The sequence below is a fragment of the [Flexibacter] sp. ATCC 35208 genome (genome assembly GCF_001975825.1).
Classification (GTDB): Bacteria; Bacteroidota; Bacteroidia; order Chitinophagales; family Chitinophagaceae; genus Chitinophaga.
This window is the reverse complement of record NZ_MTKN01000015.1, coordinates 1-21,884: the sequence shown is the minus strand read 5'-3', so window position 1 is coordinate 21,884 and position 21,884 is coordinate 1. Positions and strand designations below refer to the sequence as shown.

24 protein-coding genes are annotated in these 21,884 nt (G+C 42.9%); 16 read left to right on the top strand and 8 right to left on the bottom strand.

Annotated elements, in window-relative coordinates; all coding sequences use genetic code 11:
* Positions 1 to 62: 62 nt before the first annotated feature.
* The 6 genes from BW716_RS11485 (at position 63) to BW716_RS11460 (ending at position 5,231) form a co-directional block, all read left to right on the top strand.
* Entirely contained in the window at positions 63 to 1,385 is a 1,323-nt protein-coding gene (locus BW716_RS11485; protein ID WP_083722695.1) for an NAD(P)-dependent oxidoreductase, read from the top strand.
* Positions 1,386 to 1,526: 141 nt separating this feature from the next.
* Positions 1,527 to 2,795 carry an NAD-dependent dihydropyrimidine dehydrogenase subunit PreA gene (preA, locus tag BW716_RS11480; protein WP_083722694.1) on the top strand — a complete coding sequence of 423 codons (1,269 nt, stop codon included), beginning with the start codon at positions 1,527 to 1,529 and terminating at the stop codon, positions 2,793 to 2,795.
* A gap of 356 nt (positions 2,796 to 3,151) precedes the next feature.
* Positions 3,152 to 3,670: an RNA polymerase sigma factor gene (locus tag BW716_RS11475; protein ID WP_083722693.1), complete on the top strand. Its 519-nt coding sequence runs from the start codon at positions 3,152 to 3,154 to the stop codon at positions 3,668 to 3,670.
* Positions 3,667 to 4,101: a sulfatase/phosphatase domain-containing protein gene (locus tag BW716_RS11470; protein ID WP_235643614.1), complete on the top strand. Its 435-nt coding sequence runs from the start codon at positions 3,667 to 3,669 to the stop codon at positions 4,099 to 4,101. Before BW716_RS11475 ends, BW716_RS11470 begins: the two co-directional genes overlap by 4 nt.
* A gap of 202 nt (positions 4,102 to 4,303) precedes the next feature.
* The gene (locus tag BW716_RS11465) at positions 4,304 to 4,783 is read left to right on the top strand and encodes a Panacea domain-containing protein (RefSeq protein WP_083722692.1); all 480 of its coding nucleotides are present in this window, start codon (positions 4,304 to 4,306) and stop codon (positions 4,781 to 4,783) included.
* Positions 4,764 to 5,231, top strand: coding sequence for an MAG6450 family protein (locus BW716_RS11460; RefSeq protein WP_083722691.1), 468 nt, complete (start codon positions 4,764 to 4,766; stop codon positions 5,229 to 5,231). The genes BW716_RS11465 and BW716_RS11460 overlap by 20 nt, the downstream gene beginning before the upstream one ends.
* 28 nt (positions 5,232 to 5,259) lie before the next feature.
* Here BW716_RS11460 and BW716_RS11455 read toward each other — a convergent pair whose 3' ends face one another.
* On the bottom strand, positions 5,260 to 5,949 hold the full coding sequence (locus BW716_RS11455; protein WP_083722800.1) for a DUF92 domain-containing protein: 690 nt from the start codon (positions 5,947 to 5,949) through the stop codon (positions 5,260 to 5,262).
* Between the two features lie 285 nt (positions 5,950 to 6,234).
* On the opposite strand from BW716_RS11455, the gene BW716_RS11450 reads away from it, so the two are divergent.
* The 4 genes from BW716_RS11450 to BW716_RS11435 all read left to right on the top strand — a co-directional run bounded on the left by BW716_RS11450 (position 6,235) and on the right by BW716_RS11435 (position 10,700).
* Positions 6,235 to 7,851: a hypothetical protein gene (locus tag BW716_RS11450; protein WP_143708830.1), complete on the top strand. Its 1,617-nt coding sequence runs from the start codon at positions 6,235 to 6,237 to the stop codon at positions 7,849 to 7,851.
* 111 nt (positions 7,852 to 7,962) lie between these two features.
* Complete coding sequence (locus BW716_RS11445; protein WP_083722689.1) at positions 7,963 to 8,646, top strand: GNAT family N-acetyltransferase; 684 nt, start codon at positions 7,963 to 7,965, stop codon at positions 8,644 to 8,646.
* A gap of 99 nt (positions 8,647 to 8,745) precedes the next feature.
* Positions 8,746 to 9,624: an AraC family transcriptional regulator gene (locus BW716_RS11440; RefSeq protein ID WP_083722688.1), complete on the top strand. Its 879-nt coding sequence runs from the start codon at positions 8,746 to 8,748 to the stop codon at positions 9,622 to 9,624.
* Between the two features lie 74 nt (positions 9,625 to 9,698).
* Positions 9,699 to 10,700, top strand: a complete 1,002-nt coding sequence (locus BW716_RS11435) for an aldo/keto reductase (RefSeq protein ID WP_083722687.1) — start codon at positions 9,699 to 9,701, stop codon at positions 10,698 to 10,700.
* Here BW716_RS11435 and BW716_RS11430 read toward each other — a convergent pair.
* Complete coding sequence (locus BW716_RS11430) at positions 10,697 to 11,479, bottom strand: trans-aconitate 2-methyltransferase (protein WP_083722686.1); 783 nt, start codon at positions 11,477 to 11,479, stop codon at positions 10,697 to 10,699. The two genes, BW716_RS11435 and BW716_RS11430, sit on opposite strands and share 4 nt — an antisense overlap.
* 225 nt (positions 11,480 to 11,704) lie before the next feature.
* Between BW716_RS11430 and BW716_RS37625 the strand changes: the two genes are divergently transcribed.
* A complete protein-coding gene (locus BW716_RS37625) occupies positions 11,705 to 11,881 on the top strand; it encodes a helix-turn-helix domain-containing protein (RefSeq protein ID WP_083722685.1) in 177 nt (58 codons plus the stop codon).
* Here BW716_RS37625 and BW716_RS11420 read toward each other — a convergent pair.
* Genes BW716_RS11420 through BW716_RS11410 form a run of 3 tightly spaced genes read right to left on the bottom strand, consistent with a single transcriptional unit; the run spans position 11,865 to position 14,867 of the window.
* Entirely contained in the window at positions 11,865 to 13,184 is a 1,320-nt protein-coding gene (locus BW716_RS11420; RefSeq protein WP_083722684.1) for an APC family permease, read from the bottom strand. The two genes, BW716_RS37625 and BW716_RS11420, sit on opposite strands and share 17 nt — an antisense overlap.
* 26 nt (positions 13,185 to 13,210) lie before the next feature.
* A complete protein-coding gene (locus BW716_RS11415; protein WP_083722683.1) occupies positions 13,211 to 14,668 on the bottom strand; it encodes a cryptochrome/photolyase family protein in 1,458 nt (485 codons plus the stop codon).
* A gap of 4 nt (positions 14,669 to 14,672) precedes the next feature.
* Positions 14,673 to 14,867, bottom strand: coding sequence for a hypothetical protein (locus BW716_RS11410; protein ID WP_083722682.1), 195 nt, complete (start codon positions 14,865 to 14,867; stop codon positions 14,673 to 14,675).
* 84 nt (positions 14,868 to 14,951) lie between these two features.
* On the opposite strand from BW716_RS11410, the gene BW716_RS11405 reads away from it, so the two are divergent.
* On the top strand, positions 14,952 to 15,533 hold the full coding sequence (locus BW716_RS11405) for a Crp/Fnr family transcriptional regulator (RefSeq protein ID WP_083722681.1): 582 nt from the start codon (positions 14,952 to 14,954) through the stop codon (positions 15,531 to 15,533).
* A gap of 44 nt (positions 15,534 to 15,577) precedes the next feature.
* A complete protein-coding gene (locus BW716_RS11400; protein ID WP_083722680.1) occupies positions 15,578 to 16,036 on the top strand; it encodes a hypothetical protein in 459 nt (152 codons plus the stop codon).
* On the opposite strand, the gene BW716_RS36130 is transcribed toward BW716_RS11400, so the two are convergent.
* Positions 16,007 to 16,360, bottom strand: coding sequence for a hypothetical protein (locus tag BW716_RS36130; protein WP_143708829.1), 354 nt, complete (start codon positions 16,358 to 16,360; stop codon positions 16,007 to 16,009). The two genes, BW716_RS11400 and BW716_RS36130, sit on opposite strands and share 30 nt — an antisense overlap.
* A gap of 224 nt (positions 16,361 to 16,584) precedes the next feature.
* On the opposite strand from BW716_RS36130, the gene BW716_RS11395 reads away from it, so the two are divergent.
* The 3 genes from BW716_RS11395 to BW716_RS11385 all read left to right on the top strand — a co-directional run bounded on the left by BW716_RS11395 (position 16,585) and on the right by BW716_RS11385 (position 18,564).
* Entirely contained in the window at positions 16,585 to 17,460 is an 876-nt protein-coding gene (locus BW716_RS11395) for a toxin-antitoxin system YwqK family antitoxin (protein WP_083722679.1), read from the top strand.
* Positions 17,461 to 17,698: 238 nt separating this feature from the next.
* Entirely contained in the window at positions 17,699 to 18,127 is a 429-nt protein-coding gene (locus BW716_RS11390) for a MarR family winged helix-turn-helix transcriptional regulator (protein ID WP_083722678.1), read from the top strand.
* Positions 18,128 to 18,138: 11 nt separating this feature from the next.
* Positions 18,139 to 18,564, top strand: coding sequence for an organic hydroperoxide resistance protein (locus BW716_RS11385; protein WP_083722677.1), 426 nt, complete (start codon positions 18,139 to 18,141; stop codon positions 18,562 to 18,564).
* A 121-nt stretch (positions 18,565 to 18,685) separates the two neighbouring features.
* Here the strand turns inward: BW716_RS11385 and BW716_RS11380 are convergent, their stop codons facing one another.
* Together BW716_RS11380 and BW716_RS11375 are read right to left on the bottom strand one after the other, a co-directional pair.
* Entirely contained in the window at positions 18,686 to 19,984 is a 1,299-nt protein-coding gene (locus tag BW716_RS11380; protein WP_083722676.1) for a serine hydrolase, read from the bottom strand.
* Between the two features lie 336 nt (positions 19,985 to 20,320).
* On the bottom strand, positions 20,321 to 21,676 hold the full coding sequence (locus BW716_RS11375; protein ID WP_143708828.1) for a hypothetical protein: 1,356 nt from the start codon (positions 21,674 to 21,676) through the stop codon (positions 20,321 to 20,323).
* Positions 21,677 to 21,884: the final 208 nt, after the last annotated feature.

The following is a 21,884-nucleotide window of genomic DNA, read 5'->3' as shown; positions in this document are numbered from 1 at the left end:
TATGGCTTTTTGAAATACCGTCTGAGACATGTGTCAATCCTTCAGAACTATAAATTATTCTTATGTCCCTTCGTAATAACAGGTTGACCACCGAAGAATACAATGCGCATTTCAGCGACATCCACCCTCCATTTGAAATCCACAGTGCTGCGCTGGTAGAGGCAAACCGCTGCCTGTTCTGCTATGATGCGCCGTGTACGAAAAGTTGCCCAACCAGTATCGATGTGCCCAAATTTATAAAACAGATTACAACAGAAAATCTGAAAGGAGCGGCATATACTATCCTATCTGCCAATATCATGGGTGGAGGATGCTCAAAAGTATGTCCTGTAGAAAAGTTGTGCGAAGGTGCCTGTGTATACAATCTCCTGGAAGAAGAAGCCATTCCGATTGCAAAACTGCAACGCTATGCCACAGAACGGGCTATCCGGGAGAAATGGCCATTATTTACCCGCCAGCCCTCCAATGGGAAAAGAGTAGCAGTAATTGGCGCGGGTCCTGCGGGATTGAGTTGTGCACATGCTTTGTCGAGAGAGGGCGTAGATGTAACAATTTACGAAAAGGAAAGCAAGGGGGGAGGGCTGATGACGTACGGGATTGCGGCTTATAAAGTGACACCACAGTTCTGTCAGGAGGAAGTAGATTATATCATTTCATTAGGCGGTATCAATGTGCTATACAATATGCAACTTGGAAAAGATGTATTGTTAGAAATATTACAACAACAATATGACGCTGTATACCTCGCATATGGTGTAGGGCTGGCAAGACAGTTATCTATAGCTGGTGAGCAATTAAATGGTGTGGTAGATGCGATTCATTTCATCTATGAGATTCGTACAAAGGGTTATCCTGAAGTGCCGGTAGGTGAGTCTGTAGCCGTGATTGGTATGGGCATGACAGCTATTGATGCGGCTACGCAGGCGAAAAGATTAGGTGCAAAAGATGTGACCCTCGTATATAGAAGAACCGAAGCAGAAATGCCTTGTACAGAGACAGAATTAAATATCGCAAAACTGGATGGATGCAAAATTATCTGGCTGGCAGCGCCGAAAGAAATTACAGGAGAGAATGGGCAGGTGAAACAATTAGTATGTGAAATGATGCGGTTAGATGAAAGGAAATCACCGGTGGGTACAGGAGAGTTGATTACACTGAATGTAGATATGGTGATTAAGGCAACGGGACAGTTACCCTATACAATGGCATCTCCGCAGATAGATAACGATCATGGTAAAGTATTGATTAATGAACATGCGGCGACTAGTTTGCCTGGGGTGTTTGCAGGAGGGGATTGTGTGAATGGGGGGAAGGAGGTGGTAGATGCGGTGCAGGCCGGGAAGGAAGGCGCGAAGGCAATATTGCAATACCTGATTGGTGAATAGCTTATTGTTTTATCTATTCTGAATGACAAACCATGATTGCCGGTAAGAAAAACTCCTTATTATTTTACCTGTTCTAAACAATAAACCATGATTACCTGTAAGAAAACCGCCTTATTATTTTACCTGTTTCAAAATTAACTTATGGCAGACCTTTCAACCAATTTTTTAGGCATCAAATCCCCCAACCCTTTCTGGCTGGCAAGTGCGCCCCCAACAGATAAACAGGTAAATGTGCTCCGCGCCTTTGAAGCCGGCTGGGGTGGTGCCGTATGGAAAACCCTCGGCAGCCAGGTAAAAAACGTCTCCTCCCGATATTCCTCCATAGATTACAATGGCAACCGTATAATGGGCATGAATAACATTGAACTGATCAGTGACCGCCCGCTGGATCTCAATCTAAAAGAAATTAAAGAATGCATCCGCTTATTCCCCGACAGGGCTATGGTTATATCTCTCATGGCAGACAACAACAAAGAAAGCTGGCATGAATTAATCAAAAAAGTTGAAGACACCGGCGCCCACGGATTAGAATTAAACTTTGGCTGTCCTCACGGCATGACAGAACGTGGTATGGGAGCTGCCGTAGGGCAAGACCCTGAAATAGCAAAAATGGTAGTAGAGTGGGTGATGGAAGCCGCTCATATCCCCGTAATAACAAAACTTACCCCCAATGTACATTCAGTCGTACCCACAGGAAAAGCAGCAGTAGCCGGCGGTACGAATGCATTGTCACTCATCAATACCATTCAGTCTGTAACAGGTGTAGACTTAAACACCTTCGTACCCAATCCAAATGTAGGCGGCCGATCTACTTTCGGAGGTTATTGTGGCCCGGCGGTGAAACCAATCGCATTAAAGTTTTTAACGACCATCAGTCAGGATCCGATTACTTCAAAAGTACCCATTTCAGGTATTGGGGGTATCAGTACCTGGCGGGATGCAGTAGAGTTTATGCTCCTGGGCGCCACCAGCTTACAGGTGTGCACAGCCGCTATGCGGTATGGATTTAGAATTATAGAGGACTTCTGTGAAGGATTAAATAACTGGATGGATGAAAAAGGATTTGCCACTATTTATGATTTTATCGGAAAGTCAGTACCAACCTTGACTCAGTGGGAAGAACTGGATATCAATTATCATATTGTAGCGAATATCAATCAGGATAAATGTATCCATTGTGGATTGTGCTATATCAGTTGTGAAGATGGTTCGCATCAGGCGATTAGTTTATCATATGGCAATCCGTATAATACATACGCTATTAAAGAGGATGAATGTGTGGGCTGTAATCTGTGTAAGTTGGTATGTCCGGTAGATGACTGTATCACGATGAAAGAACAGCGCCGGGGCGATGAGTATCTTAATTGGAAAGAGTTTCAGCGCCGGGGTCTACCATTGAATGATCATTGATAAATAACTCTACCTGATGCAAACCAACGTCGATTCATTTTTATCCGGCAAATGGGAGTAGTTTGAATCCTTCGCCCACGCCTTTATTCAGTAATGCGATTCCTTCAACTACGCCCTTATTTGGTAGATGCAATAATGAAACTCCTTTAACTACACCCTTATCCGGTAGATGCAATTAATGGAACTCCTTCACCTACGCCACCTGTTTATTACTCTTTATCAATCCGCACCCTAAATTGTTGTGCCTGACCTGATAATAGGGAAGATCTGTCCCTAAAAAATAAGATTTCCCTTTAAAAAATAGATTTTACTATTTTTAAGCCGAACAATCAGCCAAAAAGGAGTTGTCATTCTGCATGGTGCAAAATGAGTTACATAACGAACAGGAACTTCTAAAGTTGGTAGTAGCGGGGGATACGGAGGCTTACAAAGTAATCTATACACATTACTGGGATCGGATCTATACTACTGCACTAGCTTTTACCAAATCGCCGGAACTATCGGAGGATGTGGCGCAGGAGGTATTTGCCCAAATCTGGGTAAAACGCGCGATGTTAAAAGAGGTAGAGCGGTTTGATGGGTTCTTATATATCACCACACGCAATCTTCTCTTAGATCGCTTACGCAGGAAAGTCTTTACTGGCAGCTTAGATGATTATTTTACTGAATATTTTGCAGATGTAAATGGCACACCCGCCCAACAGCTGGAATTTAAAGAATTTGATTCCCATATCCAGCGGGCCATTAGTCAATTGACTCCCCAGCAGCAAACGGTGTTTAAACTAAGCCGGTTTGAGGGCCTCACCCATGAGGAAATACACCTTATCGTTACTGGAAAGCAGAGTCATTTGAAGGGGGGATTCATACCCCAATGATTGCTTTCTGGCCAAAGGGGATCACTGCAAAGATAGGTGGGTATAGCAAACAGGTGGGGCATGTAATGGACTTTATGAATACATTCATTGAACTGGCGGGTGCTAAGTATCCTGCTAACTATAATGGTCATGCGATTCAGGCAGGTAGTGGGGTGAGTCTGGTACCTTCATTTAAAGGACAGGTAGTGACAGGACATGAGGAGTTGTTCAATGAACATTTTGGTGCGAGGTATGCACGTGTGGGTAACTGGAAGTTGGTAAGTGCCAGTAATGATAGTACGTGGCATTTGTTCAATTTAGAAAAGGATAGGAGTGAGACAAATGATGTGGCTGCACAGGAGCCTTTACGAGTGAAGGAGTTGGAAGGATTGTGGAGAGAGTGGGCTAATACGCATAGTGTGTTGCCAAAGCCAAAACCAAAGAAGAAATAATGAATTAGTTTTTGTAACTTAAAATAAGGGCAAATAAATGAAGGCAAATCTGTAATGGATTTGCCTTTATTTATTTAATTATTTGATCAGAATAATTCGCTTATGATCAAGTTGATTATCTAATGAAACCCGCTTGTGGATTGGGTTTTGTTGGTTAGATTTGCGAAAATTAATCACTTTATTAAAACAAAAATTGTTTACAATGATTTATGATGCAAATGCAATTGCTAATTGGTTTTTGGGACGTATTGATACAAATGCAGGAGATACGATATCCCATTTAAAATTGCAGAAATTAATCTACTACGCACAGGCATGGCATTTAGCTATTTATGGCAAGCCACTGTTTAAAGAAAAAATAGAGTCATGGCCAAATGGACCTGTAGTTGCCAGTATTTATCACAGATTCAAGGATATTCCCCGGGCTGCTGCCATTGATTCGTTCAAGGATTGGGCAAAGACCGATTTTTCTGCTGAAATAGAGGAACTGCTGGAAGAGGTATATACCATTTATGGAGAGCACTCTGCTGGCTATTTACAGGAATTAACTAAAAGAGAGCTTCCATGGAAAAAAGCACGAAAAGGATTGGATATGTTCGAAAAAGTAGATAAAGCAATTACCCATAAAGATATGATTGACTACTATAAAAAAAGAATGAACAATGGGAAAAAAGCATCATAATAAAAGTATCATTCCAAAAAAGAAAGCCTCAGCTGCACCGCAGCCCGATGAATATTCTCAAATGAGTATGGAAGATTTTAATGGATGGAAATTGGAAGGGGATCGTGCGCATGTCATTGCCTCCATCAAATTCATTCAACATGATTTTCAATGCTTTTCTGATTGGAGTAAACAGGATATGAAGACATTTTGGAATTTCATTAACAAATTGCATAAATATAATTGGAAAAACCTTTTAGCTACAGGAGGAAAAGTTGCAAAAACAGGTTTAGCACCAACAGTTATTCCGATATATAAATATCCTGATAACAGATTTCGCAGATCAATACAAAATTTAGTTGAAATGTTTGAATTGCGTGTGGATAATACCAAGCGGGTTCACGGTTTTAGAGATGGACCTGTTTTTTTTATCTGCTGGCTGGATAAGAACCACCGGATTTGTGCATAAAACCCTTCGATATACATTTAACCCCTTCTTAAAACAACCACCAAGCAATCAACCCTCCCGCCAGCGTATTCAAAAAATTCACCGTACTATTCCCTATCATCTTCCTCCGCTCTAACGTCGCACCCAACACCGAATCAATCACATTCCCCCCTACACCCGCCAGCGTTATAACCCACAAACTCCTGTCCCACATATAAATAAACGCAATGATAAACGCACCAAACGCCCCTATTAACGTCCCTTCTATACTAATCACCCCATCCAACCCTTTCTCCTCCCTCCTGAACGTCAATATATTAAATGTCCTCCTCCCATACACCATCCCCAACTCAGAAGACAACGTATCTGCCGTCGCCGCCGCCAACGAACCAGCAATCATCAACGTGTACAATTCTGTATGATTATAATCAATCATCGCCAATACCGCCAATATCGCCGCTACCCCGCCATTCGCAAATACCTGCCACACATCCCGAATCTCCCCGTGATCCTTCCCTTTCAATAACCGGCCATGACGCGTAGCCAATACTGATAATACAAAAAATGTAAATAACTGTAACTCACCCACATACCCAGCGCCCGCAAAAATAACCCATCCCACCACAATCGCCGCTATACCCGCAGCAACAGTGAGTTTCTTCGTAATGATACTCAACACCGCTACGATAATGAGCACAGTCAGTATAATAATAGTATTGAACAATGAAGGAAATAACATAGCCCACAAAGGTAGGGGATTCTTATTTTCATTGTATAGCATCCGCCTGTCGCGCTTTGAGAGAAATGAAATGATATGATATGTGAAATAATAATACTATATTTGCGTCCGGATTAATCCCATTTTATCGATAACCCAGAGGACAATAATTCAATATAAGCCTTACCTATGATTAAGTTTAGACCAGCAGTATTCTGGCTGCCCCTCCTTTTGTCTTTGTTAACAGTTTCCAAAGGGACAATTGCTCAAGACCGAGAACAAACAAAATCCGACATCGTATTCAAAATGCTTGATTACGACGCACGATTCAGAATGATCTTTGCCTATTCTGACACTGAAAGCCGTACCTATCTTGCGAACACCGCCAAGTCTCAGTACCTGGAATTCAAACAATTGTTAGAGCCCAACATGGCCTTCTTTTTAGGTAACGAAAAAGATAAGCTAAAGGAGACGGTAAAACTCACTGACAAAATTCTTTTGAATGATGAGGTTTTCAACACCCTCAACACGCCCAATTACCGCAACGAATCCAAACCTGAAAAAGGTGAGAAACTTGAAGACCGATGGATCGACATCCACAAAGCTATCCTGTATGTACTCATCAAAGACATGGTTGTAAGAGCAAACTTTAAGATCTACACCCGTTTCTCAGAATTTGCAGTCGCTGCAGACGTTTCAAAGAATGGCCCTGCTGCCAGCCATCACTATGCAGATAGTTTGCTGAAGACCGCTCCCGGTGAACTCATGCCTTACTATTATGCCCTGCAGGATGGTAACAACGAAGAATCAAAAGTCGCTATCAAAACCCTGATAGACAACTACAAAACCCGTACTGGCGACCTGTATGCGCAAACATTGGCACTGTACGAAAGACCTAACACCCTGCTGGTTTCTCCTGAAGGTCAGAAAGACGACCTGCAGCTGAAATCAAAATATGCTTCCAGCAAAGTATGGCAGGATGCCCTGATCAGAGAAATGCCTGAGACAGAGAAATTTGCTATCATGACGGTGCCAAATGACAGACCTGATCTGCACAACAACATTTACATCTTTGGTAAATACATGCGTGCGAAGAAAGGTGAAACACCTGACATCACTTTCAGGATCGTTTCTCCGGGTTTAACCGGCGTTGATTTCGGCAGAATACGCAAAGTACCTGTCGGCGATAACAGATACGGCTATGTATCTACCATCATCTATTATTGCCCTATCAAAATTGAAGTGGTGAACAAAGCTGGTGAGATCGAAAAAACATTGATCGTAATCGATGAAGGCAAGGAATTCAGACAGGAGTTTCACGAGAACTTCGTGCGCCCTATTCCAAACTATACTGGCGTAATTCCCTTCCGTAACGATACGCTGTATTACGATGCGCTGGATAAATTCAGAGGTAGTACTATCAACCGTCTGTACAATGAGCGCTTCAGTGAAATGACCGTTGCCATGGCACAGTGGCTGAATGATGCGTATGGTTATTATAAAGTGCCGAATAACTTCTACTACCTGTATGATGTAAAGAATCCTGAAAATGGTTTCCAGGAAATCAAAGCACTGGTGGATAGTACTGACTATGCGATCGAGCATTTGGAAACACAGGAAACGTCTCTCGCAAACAAAGCTGTACTGGCAAGAATGTTAGAGAAATACCAGGAGATCCTGCAACGCCCGGGCATCAGCCAGAATGTAAAGAACCTGTGTGCAAGAAACTCCGTAACATGTGCATTGCTGTCTGATCAGGTAACCCGCGCACTGTATCTGCTTGAAAGATGTAAAGCCATCAATCCGAAAGATAGCAATGTAAAACCGTTCAATTTATCTTCTTTCGTGTTCCGCACACTGTTTGACGATAAGAATCAGAAAGTGGTGAAACTGCCTCCACGTTCTGAACTGTGGAAATACTAATTTGATAATTTCTTACAATTCTACCTGCCATCAGGTACCCTAATAAAAAAGGGCTGTCTCAGTCTTGAGACAGCCCTTTTTTTATGGCATAGTATTTACCACCGTCTTATTATGACAATTTTAGATAACCCTGTCTGGCATGCATTGCAGACAGTGCACCGCACATTGGCACAAGGCACACCTACCGTACAACGGTACAAACCAGGCGTATTACAACTAATGGGTGCCGAACATCCGGAAGCCGCGTCCTACAATGAACTGCACGACTGGCTTACAGTGGGAGAGAAGATGTATACAGTAGGCGATGTACCTGTATTGCCGAAAAACTGGCAATTTGTAAGGCAGGTAGATTGTCTACAAATGATGTGCGAGGTAAAAGCAGAGGTGCCACAAACTGGCATAGTAAAATTACAGGATACCCACCTGGCTGACATGTTGACATTGGTCAATCTTGTGCAGCCAGGCTTTTTTTATGAACAAACTCCATTACTGGGTGAATACTTTGGCATCTTCCAGTCAGGTAAGCTGGTGGCCATGGCAGGAGAACGCATGCGCATGAATGGCTATACAGAAGTGAGTGCGGTAGTGACCCATCCGGAATTTACAGGCCGGGGTTATGCACAGCAACTGGTAGCGCATATAGTGGCAAAGAACCTGGATGCCGGCGTATTACCATTCCTGCATGTAACGGCTACTAATGAAAGGGCTGTAAAAGTGTATGAGAAATTAGGATTCAAAACAAGGAGAAAAATAGCCTTTACCCAGTTTGAATTGATTGCACCGGCAGAAAAGTAACCTTTACAAAGTTTGAATTGATTACACAGTTAGAGAAATAGCTTCTACCCAATATAAATTGAAGCCACGATTTCCCTTTGAAATGTGTAATTTTACCCCATGTCACAGTCAAATTATGAACTACTGAGATTTGAGCAGATCGGAGGTACCTTCCGCGTTGCTGCTACCGGAGAAAACAATTGCACCCTCTCATCCTACAACAGGCGTGATTTCTACAAGATCTCAGTGATCCTGTCAGGAGGAGGGGAGTTGTTTTACGCCAACAGGAATATCAAATTTGACCAGCCTGCTTTGATCTTTACCAATCCCATGGTGCCCTATAGCTGGGCAGATAACCCGGATGTAGAAGTAACCGGATACTTCTGTGTATTTACAGAAACCTTTTTGCTGGAAGGCGGGCGCATGGAATCCTTAAAAGACTCCAGCCTGTTTAAACCGGGTGGAGATCCTCTCTATCTATTGAATCCTGCACAAACAGAATACCTGAAAGGTATTTTCCTACGCATGCGCGAAGAGATGGATAGCGAATATATCTATAAGCATGAACTGATCCGCAACCATGTACAACTCATTATACATGAAGCTATCAAAATGGAGCCGGCAGTGGCCTACGCACCCCCTAAGAATGCCGCCAGCAGGATCACGCAGCTATTCCTGACCCTGCTGGAAAGACAATTTCCCGTAGACCCTCCCCAATTTACCCTGCAATTTAAGAAGGCAGGCGACTATGCCGACCAGCTGGCCGTCCATGTCAACCACCTGAATGCCGCCGTGCAGGAAGTAACAGGCAAGTCTACCACCACGCACATTAATGACCGTATCCTGGCAGAAGCCCGGTCATTATTAAGACACACAGACATGAGTGTAGCGGACATCGCCTATAGTCTTGGATTTGAATATGCCTCTTATTTTAATAGCTTTTTCAGAAAGCATGCGGGATTAACTCCCTTAGCCGTTCGCAAGGAAGTGAAACTTTAAATTAATCCTTTGAAAAGTATAATTTATCCCTAAGGATCAGTCCTAATTTTGATATCATAAAACAAAACATTGTTATGGCAATCAAAAGCGTAAAATTAGGCACCCAGGGGCTGGAAGTACCTGTGGAAGGACTGGGATGTATGGGAATGACGACTATCGGTGGCAACGACATCTATGGCAAAGCGGATGAGAACGAAGCCATCGCAACCATTCATCGTGCCTTTGAACTCGGCATCCACTGGCTGGATACTGCTGATGCATATGGCCCTCTCCTGAATGAAAGATTAGTGGCAAAAGCCATCAAAGGCAACCGGGCAAAATACACCATCGCCACCAAGTTCGGTTTCTACATCGATGATAATGACCAGATGGATTGGAGCGTGATCAACGGCCGTCCTGAATATGTTCGCAAAGCAGTAGAACGTTCACTCAAAAACCTCGGTACCGATTACATAGACCTTTATTACCTGCACCGTGTAGATCCTGCTGTGCCTATCGAAGAAACCGTAGGTGCGATGAGCGAGCTGGTGAAAGAAGGAAAAGTAAAATACCTCGGTCTTTCTGAAGTATCTCCTGAAACACTCCGCAAGGCACACGCAGTACATCCTGTTTCTGCATTACAGACCGAATATTCCCTTTTTGAAAGAGAAGCGGAGTCCAATGGTGTACTGGACACAATACGTGAATTAGGGATCGGATTTGTGGCTTATTCACCATTAGGCAGAGGCTTCATTACAGGTGAAATAAAGAGTCCGGATGATTTTCCTGCAGATGATTTCAGAAGATATATCCCACGTTTCCAGGGAGAGAATTTTTATAAAAATCTTGAGTTGGTAAAAGCCATCCAGAATCTTGCTGCTGAAAAGGGAATTACTCCTTCACAGCTGGCAATGGCATGGGTATTCTCGAAAGGCGTTACCGCCATCCCGGGTACCAAACGTGTTAAATATATTGAGCAGAATGCCGCCGCTGCGGAAATAGTATTATCACCAGCTGAGATCACACAATTGGAATCATTCGGTGTGGCAGTAGGCAACCGGTACGATTCACATAGTATGAATATGGTGAATACCTAAAAAGTAGCATGCGTCGCCTTCAGGTACAGGCGCATGCTCTTTGCCTCTTCTTTGGCCCATACGTCGTACTCTGCTATGGTCTGCAGTCGCGCTGCTTCTGTGATGTAACCATCTGCTACGAGCTGATTGCCCCTGGTCTCCGCCACTTTTTTCCAGAGGGAGATGTGTGTATCCCAATTTTCCATCCCGCGTTCGGCATATTCATCCTGTTGCGTAACGGTGAGCTTTAATGCCTGTACATGTACCAGGTCTATCACATGATCGGCAATGGCATTGTCCATTCCCGCATCTTCACGCCATTTCAGAAAGGCAGCGTAGAAGTCCAGCATGGACTGAGGCGGAGCCGGGTCCCAGCGAATGGCTTCGTGATTGTAATCAAGTACACAGAGCAGTCCTTTGGGTTTTAACAGAGACTCCATCTTTTTAATGACAGCGTATGGGTTAGCGATCCATTGCAGGGTGCGTGCAGTGGTAATGATATCGAATTTCTCAGCTGGTTGGTAATCCAGAATGTCTCCTAATTCAAAGGTGACATTGCCCGGGTTCACTTTTGCCAGTGAAATGAGTTCTTCACTTCTGTCTATACCGGTTACTTTACCTGCATATTTTGCAATACCTTTTGTGATAGTACCACTGCCACAACCTACATCGAGAACAGATAGTCCGGGTTGTAAAACGGTGAGGAGGTTAGCGTTGGCATTTTCTACGGTACGGGTATCAAGTACGGCGGCAGTGCCCTGGGGCATGGAGGCACGTTCATAAGAGGTGGATGTTTTCATCTATTAAATATAAAAAAATTCCCCGTCATCTGGTACCCTTACATTTTGATGTAGAAAGGCAGATCTTATTTGTGCACGGTTTTCTTTTGAATGATTTACAGCTTCGAGGTGTACGATGATGAGCTGGGCGTCATTCCACCAGCAGGAAATCAGGTTCACGGATCTATGGCGCAATATCCCTAAAGTAGCCAAGAAGGTCTTGCTGGAACACCTAAAGCCGATGGATTGATCATCCGTGAGGAAAGACAGGTATTTCCACCAGAAGTATACTACCGTATTCCTGAAAAAGGCAAGGCATTGGGACCTGCACTGGCTGCGCTGGAAAACTGGGCCAATGAACATGCAGCTGCACAGGTGCAGGAATTAAGAGATCAAAAGAAAGTGGCTAATGGCCAGCGTTGATCCTGTTTTTGACAAAGTAAATGAGGATGCCTAATAAAGTGACAGCCATCCCCGCCAGCATCATATAACCTGTGGATGCGAAGATCAATATCCAGATCAGAATAGCGAGTATCACCGGTACCGGGTAAAGTGGCATTCTCCATTTTACAAAATTCCTTCCTTTGCGCTTGTTCAATACCAGCAGTCCGATAGCCTGACCAATGAACTGGATCATAATACGCATAGCCAGTATCGCTGTGATCACTTCTTTCAGTTTAAAGAACATACTGAATACAAAGGCGACACCACCTAGAAATAGCAGGGAGATATAAGGGAAATTCTTAGTAGGATGTAACTTCGCAAAGATCTTAAAAAACGCCCCGTCTTTTGCCGCTGCATATGGAATACGGCTATACCCCAGCGTGGCAGAAAATACAGAGGCAAATGCAATCCAGAGTATCAATACCGTTACAATCATAGCCGCGGTAGGACCTGCGAGTTGCTGGATGAATTCACTGATAACGAATTTGCTTTGTTCTATTTGTGAAAGTGGTAAAACAGCAGCCACACTGATATTCATGCAGAGATACAATACCGCGATACCCGCAATAGAGATGAACATACTGCGCGGGATGTTCTTTTGCGGAGCAATGATTTCACCCCCCAGGTGACATACATTGTAATAGCCCAGATAACTGTACACCGATTTTACACTGGCTGCACCTAATGCTGCGGCAAATGTCATGTTGAACTTAAAACCATCGTTGATATGTTTAATAGGTTCAAGGAAATGCCCTTGCGCCATACCACCGCCGATGATCCAGATCATAGTTACTAACACGCCTATCCAGAGCGTGACACTGATCTTGCCGATAGTTTCAATATTTCTATAGAGAAGGAATACGATGAGGATGATGACGGCTCCGCTCACGGCTTTGGTTTCCCAGAAACCAAGTGGGTAGAGGTACATAGTATATTGTGCAAAACCAATGGCGGCAGAGGCAATAACGAGTGGGGCCTGGATCATGGTTTGCCATACGAAGAGAAAACTCATCAGTTTGCCGGTGCGGGGACCAAAGCTCTCTTTCAGGAAGTTATAACTGCCGCCGGCTTCGGGGAAGGTAGTGCCAAGTTCACTCCATACCATTGCATCGATGAAGGAGAGGAGGGCGCCGGCGATCCATGCATAAAGGAACCAGGGACCGTGCATAATCTCTGCAACTACGCTGAGTACGACGAAAGGACCGATACCGACCATGTCGGTCATATTGATGGCGGTGGCTTGCAGCAAGGTAAGGTGACGGGAGAGTTGGGACTGACTCATATATACGTAAAAGTAAAGATTTTATCTCACTTTTTTACTGTCACCACTTCCTCACAAATTTTCTTCAGGTACTCCTCCGCAATTTCCACATAATGTTTTTGCTTCGCCGGTGGAATCTTCAACATTGCCAACCTTGCATTGTTCTTAATGAGTTCATGATGCACATGCATAAACCGCCAAAACAATGCATCCCATATTTCACACCACGGCCCCCGCTTGTAATCACTCATTTTCAATATGTAATTAGAAGAAGAAATATAAGGCTTTGTGCTCATCAACCCTCCATCCGCAAACTGACTCATACCATATACATTCGGCACCATTACCCAATCATATGCATCAATAAAGTGCTCCATAAACCATCTATACACCTCATCCGGATCAAACTCACACAACAGCATAAAATTCCCCAACACCATCAATCTTTCAATATGATGCACATAAGCCCTATCCTCTAAATTGTGAATAATATTGTCAATAGGGGGAATACCAGTTTCGCCAGTATAAAAGCATATTGGGATTTTTCGTGTAAACCCAAAGAAGTTAGTCGTCCGTTGTTTCACCCCTTCCTTCGTATACACCGCTCTCATAAACTCCCGCCAGCCAATTACCTGCCTGATAAATCCTTCCAGCGCATTCAGCGGAATACGATATCTGGTGCCATAACTGATCGCTTTCTTTATAACCGTTTCCGGAGAGAGTAAACCAATATTCAACGAAGAGGATAAAATAGAATGAAACAGGTAATGTTCCTCCTTTACAATTGCATCCTGATATTCCCCAAAATGGGGCAATTTCTCTTTCAGGAAAAATATCAGCATGCGTTCGGCCTGCCTGTGTGTAACCGGGTAATTGAATTGGGTAATTTTTCCCCTGTTGTGCCCAAAATGCATCTGTATGTAATGTCTCGCCGCATCATAGTTATCATAATGAAAGATGGGCATAGCCGGCACTGCAACATTAGCCGGCATCTTCTTCCTGTTCTCCGTATCAAAGCTCCATTTCCCACCTGCAGGACGATTACCATTCATGAGCAGGTTTAACCGCTTTCTCTCAGATTTATAATAGGAAGCCATGAAATATTTACTACTCTTATCAAAATAAGACAGATCGCCAATGAAGTTAGGCGAAGGGCAACGGTGCAGGGTGATATTGTATTGTTCCGCATAGCGCTGTATTCTCCGTTCCAGCAGGTAATCTATGGTATCGATGTAGTGAATGGCCGTAACGTGATGAGCAGAAAGGTATTCGAATAAATGGTGTGTCTGTGCCCTTTTATCCTGCGCCTCTATATAATGTACTACATGCCCGCCAGCTTTGAGCCGGCCGGCATAGTACTGCATAGATGCCCGATGCAGCAATATCTTTTGCTGGTGGAAATTGTATTGGGAAAAGTACAGTTCGTCTTCCACTACATAAACATGCGGGGGCAGGTGGCAATAATGTTTATATAACTGATGTGGATATATGAGACCGATTTCCATTTGATCAGGAAGGACGGTCCTTCGTATTTCTGATCAGTCCGATACCTGAGAAAAAGAATACCATACCCAGCAGTGCGTAGATGACAATCATCTTTACACTCCGGGTGCCGCCGCCGGCATTCACAAAGCTCACAGCAGCCATGATTAATCCAAGAGCGCCTAATACGGTGAATACAACGCCCAGTACTCGTTTTTCCATAAAGATTGAGTTTTACTATAGAAAAGGTACAAATAATATGCCGCTGCGGCTGGCACATCGAATTGGATTTGCTATTTTTATACTATGAGTGATTTCAACCAGATAAAGGCCGCGGTATTCAGTTTTCAGCCACTCGACGACACAGAATGGGCGGAGTTTTCGCAGACCCTGCACCTCAAAACGTATAAAAAAGGTGACTTCCTGATCAGGGATGGGGAAGTGGAAAGCCAGATCTATTACTTGAACACAGGGGCTACCCGCCATTACTTTATCCGGGATGGCAAAGAATTTACGGTAGATTTTCAGTTTGCAGGCGATTTTGTGACCGCTTATTATTCCCTCATTACCCGGGAACCAAGTACAGTATTTGTAGAAGTATTGGAAGAGACAATGGCCGTTCTCATCAACTACCGTGAATTACAGTCTTTCTATGCACATTCTCATCATGGAGAGCGGATTGGACGCCTGATGGCTGAATATCAGTATATAAAACGGCTGAGGCGGGAGATGGACTTATTATCCCGCACTGCGGAAGAGCGTTATGCAGGTTTACTAAAAAGAGCGCCAGCATTAATAAGCAATATCTCTGTGAAACATTTATCTTCTTACCTGGGTATACAGCCTGAAAGTTTAAGCCGGATCAGAAAACAGCTTTTGGGAAACTAACATACATCATTTTCGTTCAAATGTGAATCATTCAAATTTGTATTATGAAACCTTTGATCGTATTATTAGTTACTTTCTTTTTGTCGCTGATCATTGCCCGTTTATCAACAGGGGAATGGTCGCTGCTATTTGCAGGCAATGTAGCCATGTGCTGTATGCTGTTACTGACAGCTTTCGGACATTTTAAATTTACAAACGGGATGGTGATGATGTTGCCCCCCGTGATCCCTTTTAAAACAGCAGTAGTGTATATAAGTGGGATTGTGGAAATTGTACTGGGGATCATGTTGCTGTTTCCTCCTACAAGGAATATTGCAGGGAACCTGTTGATTATTCTTTTTATAGTTTTATTGCCTGCAAATATATATGCGGCCAGCATAAACCTAAATATAGAGATGGCAAACCATGAAGGACCGGGGTATGGTTATTTGTATTTCAGGGTGCCTTTACAATTGTTATTTATTGGATGGGTGTTATATTTTTCTACAGGGTGGTTCAGGTGATTCTTGGTACCATTTCATGTGCCGGCTGTCTTCCTCATTGCCACCGGAAGAGGGGATGTGATGTAATTCTTTGCCTAAAGTACAACGGCAAAAAGCTTCCCGGTAAGAGCGTGTATAGGTAAGGTGCAGGTGCCATACTTCGTCTACGATTTTGGAAGGAGAGGCGCCTTCGTCCAGTACACAACAGAGTAATATAAAGCGCTTATATTCAAGGATGGCTCTTTGTGTGAATTTTTTAGTCCAGCGTTGTTCTTTGGCAAGTCGGGTTGAGAATGGGAGAGTAGCTGGCCCGTCGTCGATTGGGAATTGTTCGATTTTTCCCACAGGGTTAAATGTGTTTGTGTTGCATTCATAATTGCACTCTAAGATAGGAGATTTTTATTAATCTAAATCGGAACCTGCATTATTTCAATGTTGCTTTTCCCTTATAGAAATACCCCCTGAAATGACATATTTATCCCCCTGTTTTAGGCTCGCTTATAATTGAATATTAGGTGAATAATAAAATTAACATATGCCTTATTATTAATTATTTATATATTTACCCAATGAATTACTCCCTAACCTATTTAAAGCTGACTTTTTGTGGTCTGGTTTTATGTGCTTCGATATCAAGTGGTTATGCGCAACAGTATAAGTCATTAGACGGGTCTACTCTAATTAGAAAGGAGAAGGAAAGGAGTCGTGTAAAGACAATTACCGTATTAAATAGAGATAGTTCTGCTCTGAAAGAGGGCTATTATGTGACTGAATGGCCAGACCAAAGCCGGTTTTATTTCTATGTGGATAATAATGGAACATTGGACAGATCTGCCAGGAAAATATTCAGTAATGATCAGTCATTTCTGATGATTACCATGGAGTTGCGTGATAATAAATTGAATGGTAAGCGTCAGGTATATGATAATAAGATCCTGATTTCAGAAGCGGATTTCAGGGAAGGGTATATTCAGAAGGAAAAGGTATTTAAGAATAAGGCCCTGATCCGTGAAAACTTTTACACCCCGGATGGAAGTCTGGATAGTACGAGGGAGTATGAGCAGGGTACGCTGGAATATACTTACAAGGAACTGGGGAATGGTGCAAACCTGAGAAGAAGCTTTTTCCCTGATGGAAAATTACAGCAGTGGAAACAGGTAGACCAGATGCAGAAGGTGATGTTGACGAGGGAGTTTGATCCAACCGGGAGGTTATTGCAGGAAGAGTATGTGAAAGGAAAGGATTCAGTGATTACAAAGAAGTTTTATCCCAATGGCATCGTGAGTACATTGCATGAGATAGGACAGGGGCAGGGATATGTGAAGGAGTATGATGAAAAGGGGAAATTGATTAGTGAGAAAGTTGTAGAGCATACAGCAATGGCGGTGGCACCAATGGAGATGAAGATGGCGACGGATAGTAAGGGGATTACTACGGAACAATAAAGGAATTATATACCAAAAGGAAAGAGGGTGTAACCTAAATAAATGAAACTTCTTAGAATCGCATAAAATGGAATCTGGCTCCATCAGGTCTCCGAATTAAAAGAGGGTGTATCTAACTATGATACACCCTCTTTTCTTTTTATGACAATAGCCTGTGGCCGGTTGAAAGTGAAATCTCATTATTTTATTTGGAAATTAATTGTGCACAATTTAATTTTGGTAAACCAAATGAGAAGATATGAGTTTGCTGAAACTGGAAAATCAGGTTTGTTTTCCGCTCTACGCGGCCTCCCGGCAGATCACCGCCCTCTACCGGCCGTTGCTGGAAGAGCTGGACCTCACCTACCCTCAGTACCTGGTCATGATGGTGCTCTGGGAGCATAGCGTGATAACAGTGAAAGCCCTGGGTGAACTATTATTCCTTGACAGTGGTACCCTGACGCCATTACTCAAGCGACTGGAAGAAAAAGGGATGGTGAAGCGTACAAGGGACGAACAGGATGAGCGCGTGGTAAATATTGCCCTGACGCCAGTTGGCAAAAAGATGGAAAAGAGCGCAGAAAAAATACCCGCACAGCTGGCCTGTGAAATGGATATGAGTGAAAAAGAACTGAAGCAGCTGCGTGCTACACTACATAAATTATTAAATAAAGTAGGACACATTTAAAATATTAAATCATGGAACAAGCTTTGTATTCAACATCAGTAACCGTAACAGGTGGTAGGAATGGTCATGTTAAATCTACAGATGGCATCCTGGAACTGGACGTCAGGATCCCAAAAGAAATGGGTGGTCCTGGTGGAGCGACCAATCCTGAACAATTGTTTGCAGCTGGCTATGCAGCCTGCTTTGACAGCGCGTTGAACCTTATGATCAGGAATGCAAAAGTGGAAACTGGTACTTCTTCTGTGACAGCAAAGGTAAGCATCGGAAAACAAGGTGTGGGCTTTGCACTGTTTGTGGAAATGAGTGTGAATATTCCAGGTGTGGAAATTGAAAAGGCAAAAGAACTGGTAGAAAGGGCGCATGAAGTTTGTCCTTACTCCAATGCAACAAGAGGTAATATAGATGTCGCATTTCATGTGACAGTTGAAGGTGAATAAAGAGGAAGGCTTGCAGCCAGCTGCAAGCCTTCCTCTTTTCGATTCTTTCGATATCATCAGGTAGGATCTTCTTTAATACCCGGAGTTATCATTCCAGGAAGATCCATCAATAGTTGCATCCTTACAACACACATTCTATCAACAACCTATTCGCTGGCGATTGCTGATTATAATTCCCCGCCGTAATCACTGCCACCATATTCAATCCCGGCCATATAAAAATACGCTGCCCGCCATTCCCTTTGGCCGCTATACCCGGGATGTTTTTCAGCGTTTCCAGCCACCATGTATACCCGTAATCAATATCTTCCACAACTGATTGTTTTGAAAACGATTCCTGTACAAATGCTTCCGGAATCAATTGCTTCTCTTTCCACTTCCCCTTATTTAAGAATAACATTCCGATTTTAGCCATATCTCTTGGCCTTAGATATAACTGTCCGAATTCATCCTGCTGCGTCTTATCCGGCTGGAAATTCCATTTAAACCGGGTAATGCCCAAAGGCGCAAACAGATTATCTTTTGCAAATGCAGAAAGCGACTGCCCGGAAGCTTTTTCCACAATTCTGTCTATCAGCAGCGTATTTCCTGAACAATAGGCCGCCGTGGTACCCGGGATGTGTGTCATGGGCAGGTTGAGGATGTACTTGATCCAATCATCTGTCGGATATATTTTTACTTCATTCCCGGGAGAATTTGGATCTGTATCATCACAGGCAAAGCCGGATTGCAGTGTCATGAGATCGCGGATAGTAATGGTATTCTTAATAGAGTCTGTGATATTGTAATCAGGAAAGAAGCTCACCACTTTATCCTGCACGCTGTTGATAAGCCCTTTTTGAATAGCCAATCCAATCATAGCGGAGGAGACGCTTTTGGTCGCTGACCGTAGCTGGTGAGTCGTGTTTTCGGTATAGCCGTAAAAATACTCTTCGAGAATTAGTTTCCCATCTTTAACAAGCAGTATGCTGTGTACATCAGGATAGCTGTTATCTATGATGCGGGATATTAAGGTATGGATCCGCGCGGTATCTACACCTGAAGTATTGAGCGAACCGGGTGTAAGGCCATCATGCCTGTCGGCAGGGATACGATAATTCCAGTGGGTATCTTTTCTTGCATACCATTGAAAAGTAACCGTATTGTTAAGCCTTCGATAAGTGTGGCCATCTACTGTATAGCCAGTGATTTTATTATTATCTCTTTTAAAAATGACCTGTTGATTGGAGCCGTTTAGAAACGTATCCTTGTTATATACCTTCAGCAGGTATTTACTTTCTTTAATAATAGCATAGAGCTGGTGGTCTTTGGGAGAAGTGGCGATTTGCAAAGTAGCGGGATCGCTATATTCATAGGTGCCATTGTATTGTGCATGAGCATGGATGGTGAGCAATATAAGAGCCGTTGTAAAGATGCGCATGGGAAAACAATTTGTTATGAATATACAAAAAAAACCAGTCGGTGGGGAGGCTGGTTTTGTAGTATATTTCGCTCTTGATACCGCAATCCGGATCTTAGACCGTAGCACATAATCCTGAAAATTTTCATCCGCATTCCCCGAAAAATATTCACTAAAATAAGTAGTGGGAATATGCAGCGGCGGTGACGGGCTTAAAAGGGAATATTCAATTGTTAACGAATTACTTTACGGAAAGAGAAATCGTGGAGTTGACAACCAGCATTGCCTTAATGGGAACGTTAAACAGATTGAGAATGATATTGACGGACATCACCTGATGTCCGTCAATATCATTATTTATTCGATAATTGATGCAGGGATTTCAGCAGTATCGGCTTCTTCTAATTCAGGATGGAAGAGTTCTATCAGGATGAAGTAGTGCAGTACAACAGCAAGGAATAATGCTAAAGAGGGCCTTCCTGTACCAGCTGCAGCAATAAACTGGATGAGAGAAGCTGCAGCGCCAAATACAACGTGCAAGACAACAGCATTTTTACTTTTATCCAAAATGAAATAGGTAATTAGTTTGACAAATATGGCAAAGGATAAAATGCCACTAACTGCTGAGGTTATATAGAAGAGGCCACTGTACGTCATCCATAATGACAGTATGCTGAATAATACACCTATTCCAATAATATAATTATTGATAGAAGCATCACGTTTTGTCTGATAAAATATACCATTTTCACTTTTGCTATCATGTTTTGGTGCCGCTTTGTACAGTTTGTACCATACAATGATATTCGCAAAAGGAATGAAATGTAAGAGGTACAACCAGCCATTGTTATTGCCAATAGTGTTCATTCTGCTGATCACAATATTCCTGGTCATAGTAGCGGTGATATAGAAGATACTCACTATCATGACAAAGGTAACCGCGTTGGTGAGGACCGCGGGAGACTGAAAACCACTGTATCCTGTTCTGAAATAATCATTTTGTGCATATGCTTTCAACAAAACTGCTGAATGGTATATGACTACCCAGCAGGAAATGGAAACCAAAGGATAAAGCATGCGATATTCCTTACCGCTTATCACCTGTATTTTGGAATTGAGAATATTACTGTACCCTTTTTCACTGAAATAATTTTCGGCGAGAAAGATCCAGCCATAAATCAGGAATGGTGTGAAGAAGTCTTTTAATGCAAATTGTAAATTAAAAGGCGATAGGCGAACGTAGGAAAGCGGTGAGAAAGGGAAATCAGTAGTATAGCAGATAATGAGACCTGCTACCAGACCGGTTTGCCAGAAATTCCGTTTCCCTGAGATAAAACAGACACCGATCACCTGAAGAATACTCCATATAATTCCTATGAATGTACCGTCAATGTAAGCGGGAAGCCGACCATACCCCCGATCTGCCAACCAGTTGACACCGAAATTTAAAATGATGAAGCCGGCGATGGTAAGGAGGGCTTTTTTGTAGTCCTTGGTGATGATATGTTCCCATCCATAGGCAATGGCCAGTTTAATGGAGGTGAATACTACCGCAACGGTGAAGGTTCCTTGCGATGTCACCCACATGAATGCGCCATTTACGTTGTAGAGGAAGGTGGCAATGAGGCCAAGTATAAATAAAATGATGCCTGGTATCCAAACGCTTTTTAATGTAAATCTTTGGCGGTCTGTGAAATAGGTTGTTAGTTCCATAGATAGGTAGGGGCGGTTATAGGTTAATGTAAAATATAATGTCCCGGGGTAAATGTATGTATTAAATTTAATAGAATTACCCATTTACGGGTCGTTACGCAAATATACGGCGTAGTGCTATCATAACTTTATAAAAAAAAATATGTTTAATGGCGTTACAATTTAAAGTTTTTAAAGAAATTTTCCAGATGAAGAATAGTGTTTACAA

What these genes read in the sequence shown, in the direction of transcription:
- BW716_RS11485 (WP_083722695.1), top strand. Translation starts at nt 63, where the DNA reads ATGTCCCTTCGTAATAACAGGTTGACCACCGAAGAATACAATGCGCAT.
- preA (WP_083722694.1), top strand. Translation starts at nt 1,527, where the DNA reads ATGGCAGACCTTTCAACCAATTTTTTAGGCATCAAATCCCCCAACCCT.
- BW716_RS11475 (WP_083722693.1), top strand. Translation starts at nt 3,152, where the DNA reads ATGGTGCAAAATGAGTTACATAACGAACAGGAACTTCTAAAGTTGGTA.
- BW716_RS11470 (WP_235643614.1), top strand. Translation starts at nt 3,667, where the DNA reads ATGATTGCTTTCTGGCCAAAGGGGATCACTGCAAAGATAGGTGGGTAT.
- BW716_RS11465 (WP_083722692.1), top strand. Translation starts at nt 4,304, where the DNA reads ATGATTTATGATGCAAATGCAATTGCTAATTGGTTTTTGGGACGTATT.
- BW716_RS11460 (WP_083722691.1), top strand. Translation starts at nt 4,764, where the DNA reads ATGGGAAAAAAGCATCATAATAAAAGTATCATTCCAAAAAAGAAAGCC.
- BW716_RS11455 (WP_083722800.1), bottom strand. Translation starts at nt 5,949, where the DNA reads ATGTTATTTCCTTCATTGTTCAATACTATTATTATACTGACTGTGCTC.
- BW716_RS11450 (WP_143708830.1), top strand. Translation starts at nt 6,235, where the DNA reads ATGCTTGATTACGACGCACGATTCAGAATGATCTTTGCCTATTCTGAC.
- BW716_RS11445 (WP_083722689.1), top strand. Translation starts at nt 7,963, where the DNA reads ATGACAATTTTAGATAACCCTGTCTGGCATGCATTGCAGACAGTGCAC.
- BW716_RS11440 (WP_083722688.1), top strand. Translation starts at nt 8,746, where the DNA reads ATGTCACAGTCAAATTATGAACTACTGAGATTTGAGCAGATCGGAGGT.
- BW716_RS11435 (WP_083722687.1), top strand. Translation starts at nt 9,699, where the DNA reads ATGGCAATCAAAAGCGTAAAATTAGGCACCCAGGGGCTGGAAGTACCT.
- BW716_RS11430 (WP_083722686.1), bottom strand. Translation starts at nt 11,479, where the DNA reads ATGAAAACATCCACCTCTTATGAACGTGCCTCCATGCCCCAGGGCACT.
- BW716_RS11420 (WP_083722684.1), bottom strand. Translation starts at nt 13,184, where the DNA reads ATGAGTCAGTCCCAACTCTCCCGTCACCTTACCTTGCTGCAAGCCACC.
- BW716_RS11415 (WP_083722683.1), bottom strand. Translation starts at nt 14,668, where the DNA reads ATGGAAATCGGTCTCATATATCCACATCAGTTATATAAACATTATTGC.
- BW716_RS11410 (WP_083722682.1), bottom strand. Translation starts at nt 14,867, where the DNA reads ATGGAAAAACGAGTACTGGGCGTTGTATTCACCGTATTAGGCGCTCTT.
- BW716_RS11405 (WP_083722681.1), top strand. Translation starts at nt 14,952, where the DNA reads ATGAGTGATTTCAACCAGATAAAGGCCGCGGTATTCAGTTTTCAGCCA.
- BW716_RS11400 (WP_083722680.1), top strand. Translation starts at nt 15,578, where the DNA reads ATGAAACCTTTGATCGTATTATTAGTTACTTTCTTTTTGTCGCTGATC.
- BW716_RS11395 (WP_083722679.1), top strand. Translation starts at nt 16,585, where the DNA reads ATGAATTACTCCCTAACCTATTTAAAGCTGACTTTTTGTGGTCTGGTT.
- BW716_RS11390 (WP_083722678.1), top strand. Translation starts at nt 17,699, where the DNA reads ATGAGTTTGCTGAAACTGGAAAATCAGGTTTGTTTTCCGCTCTACGCG.
- BW716_RS11385 (WP_083722677.1), top strand. Translation starts at nt 18,139, where the DNA reads ATGGAACAAGCTTTGTATTCAACATCAGTAACCGTAACAGGTGGTAGG.
- BW716_RS11380 (WP_083722676.1), bottom strand. Translation starts at nt 19,984, where the DNA reads ATGCGCATCTTTACAACGGCTCTTATATTGCTCACCATCCATGCTCAT.
- BW716_RS11375 (WP_143708828.1), bottom strand. Translation starts at nt 21,676, where the DNA reads ATGGAACTAACAACCTATTTCACAGACCGCCAAAGATTTACATTAAAA.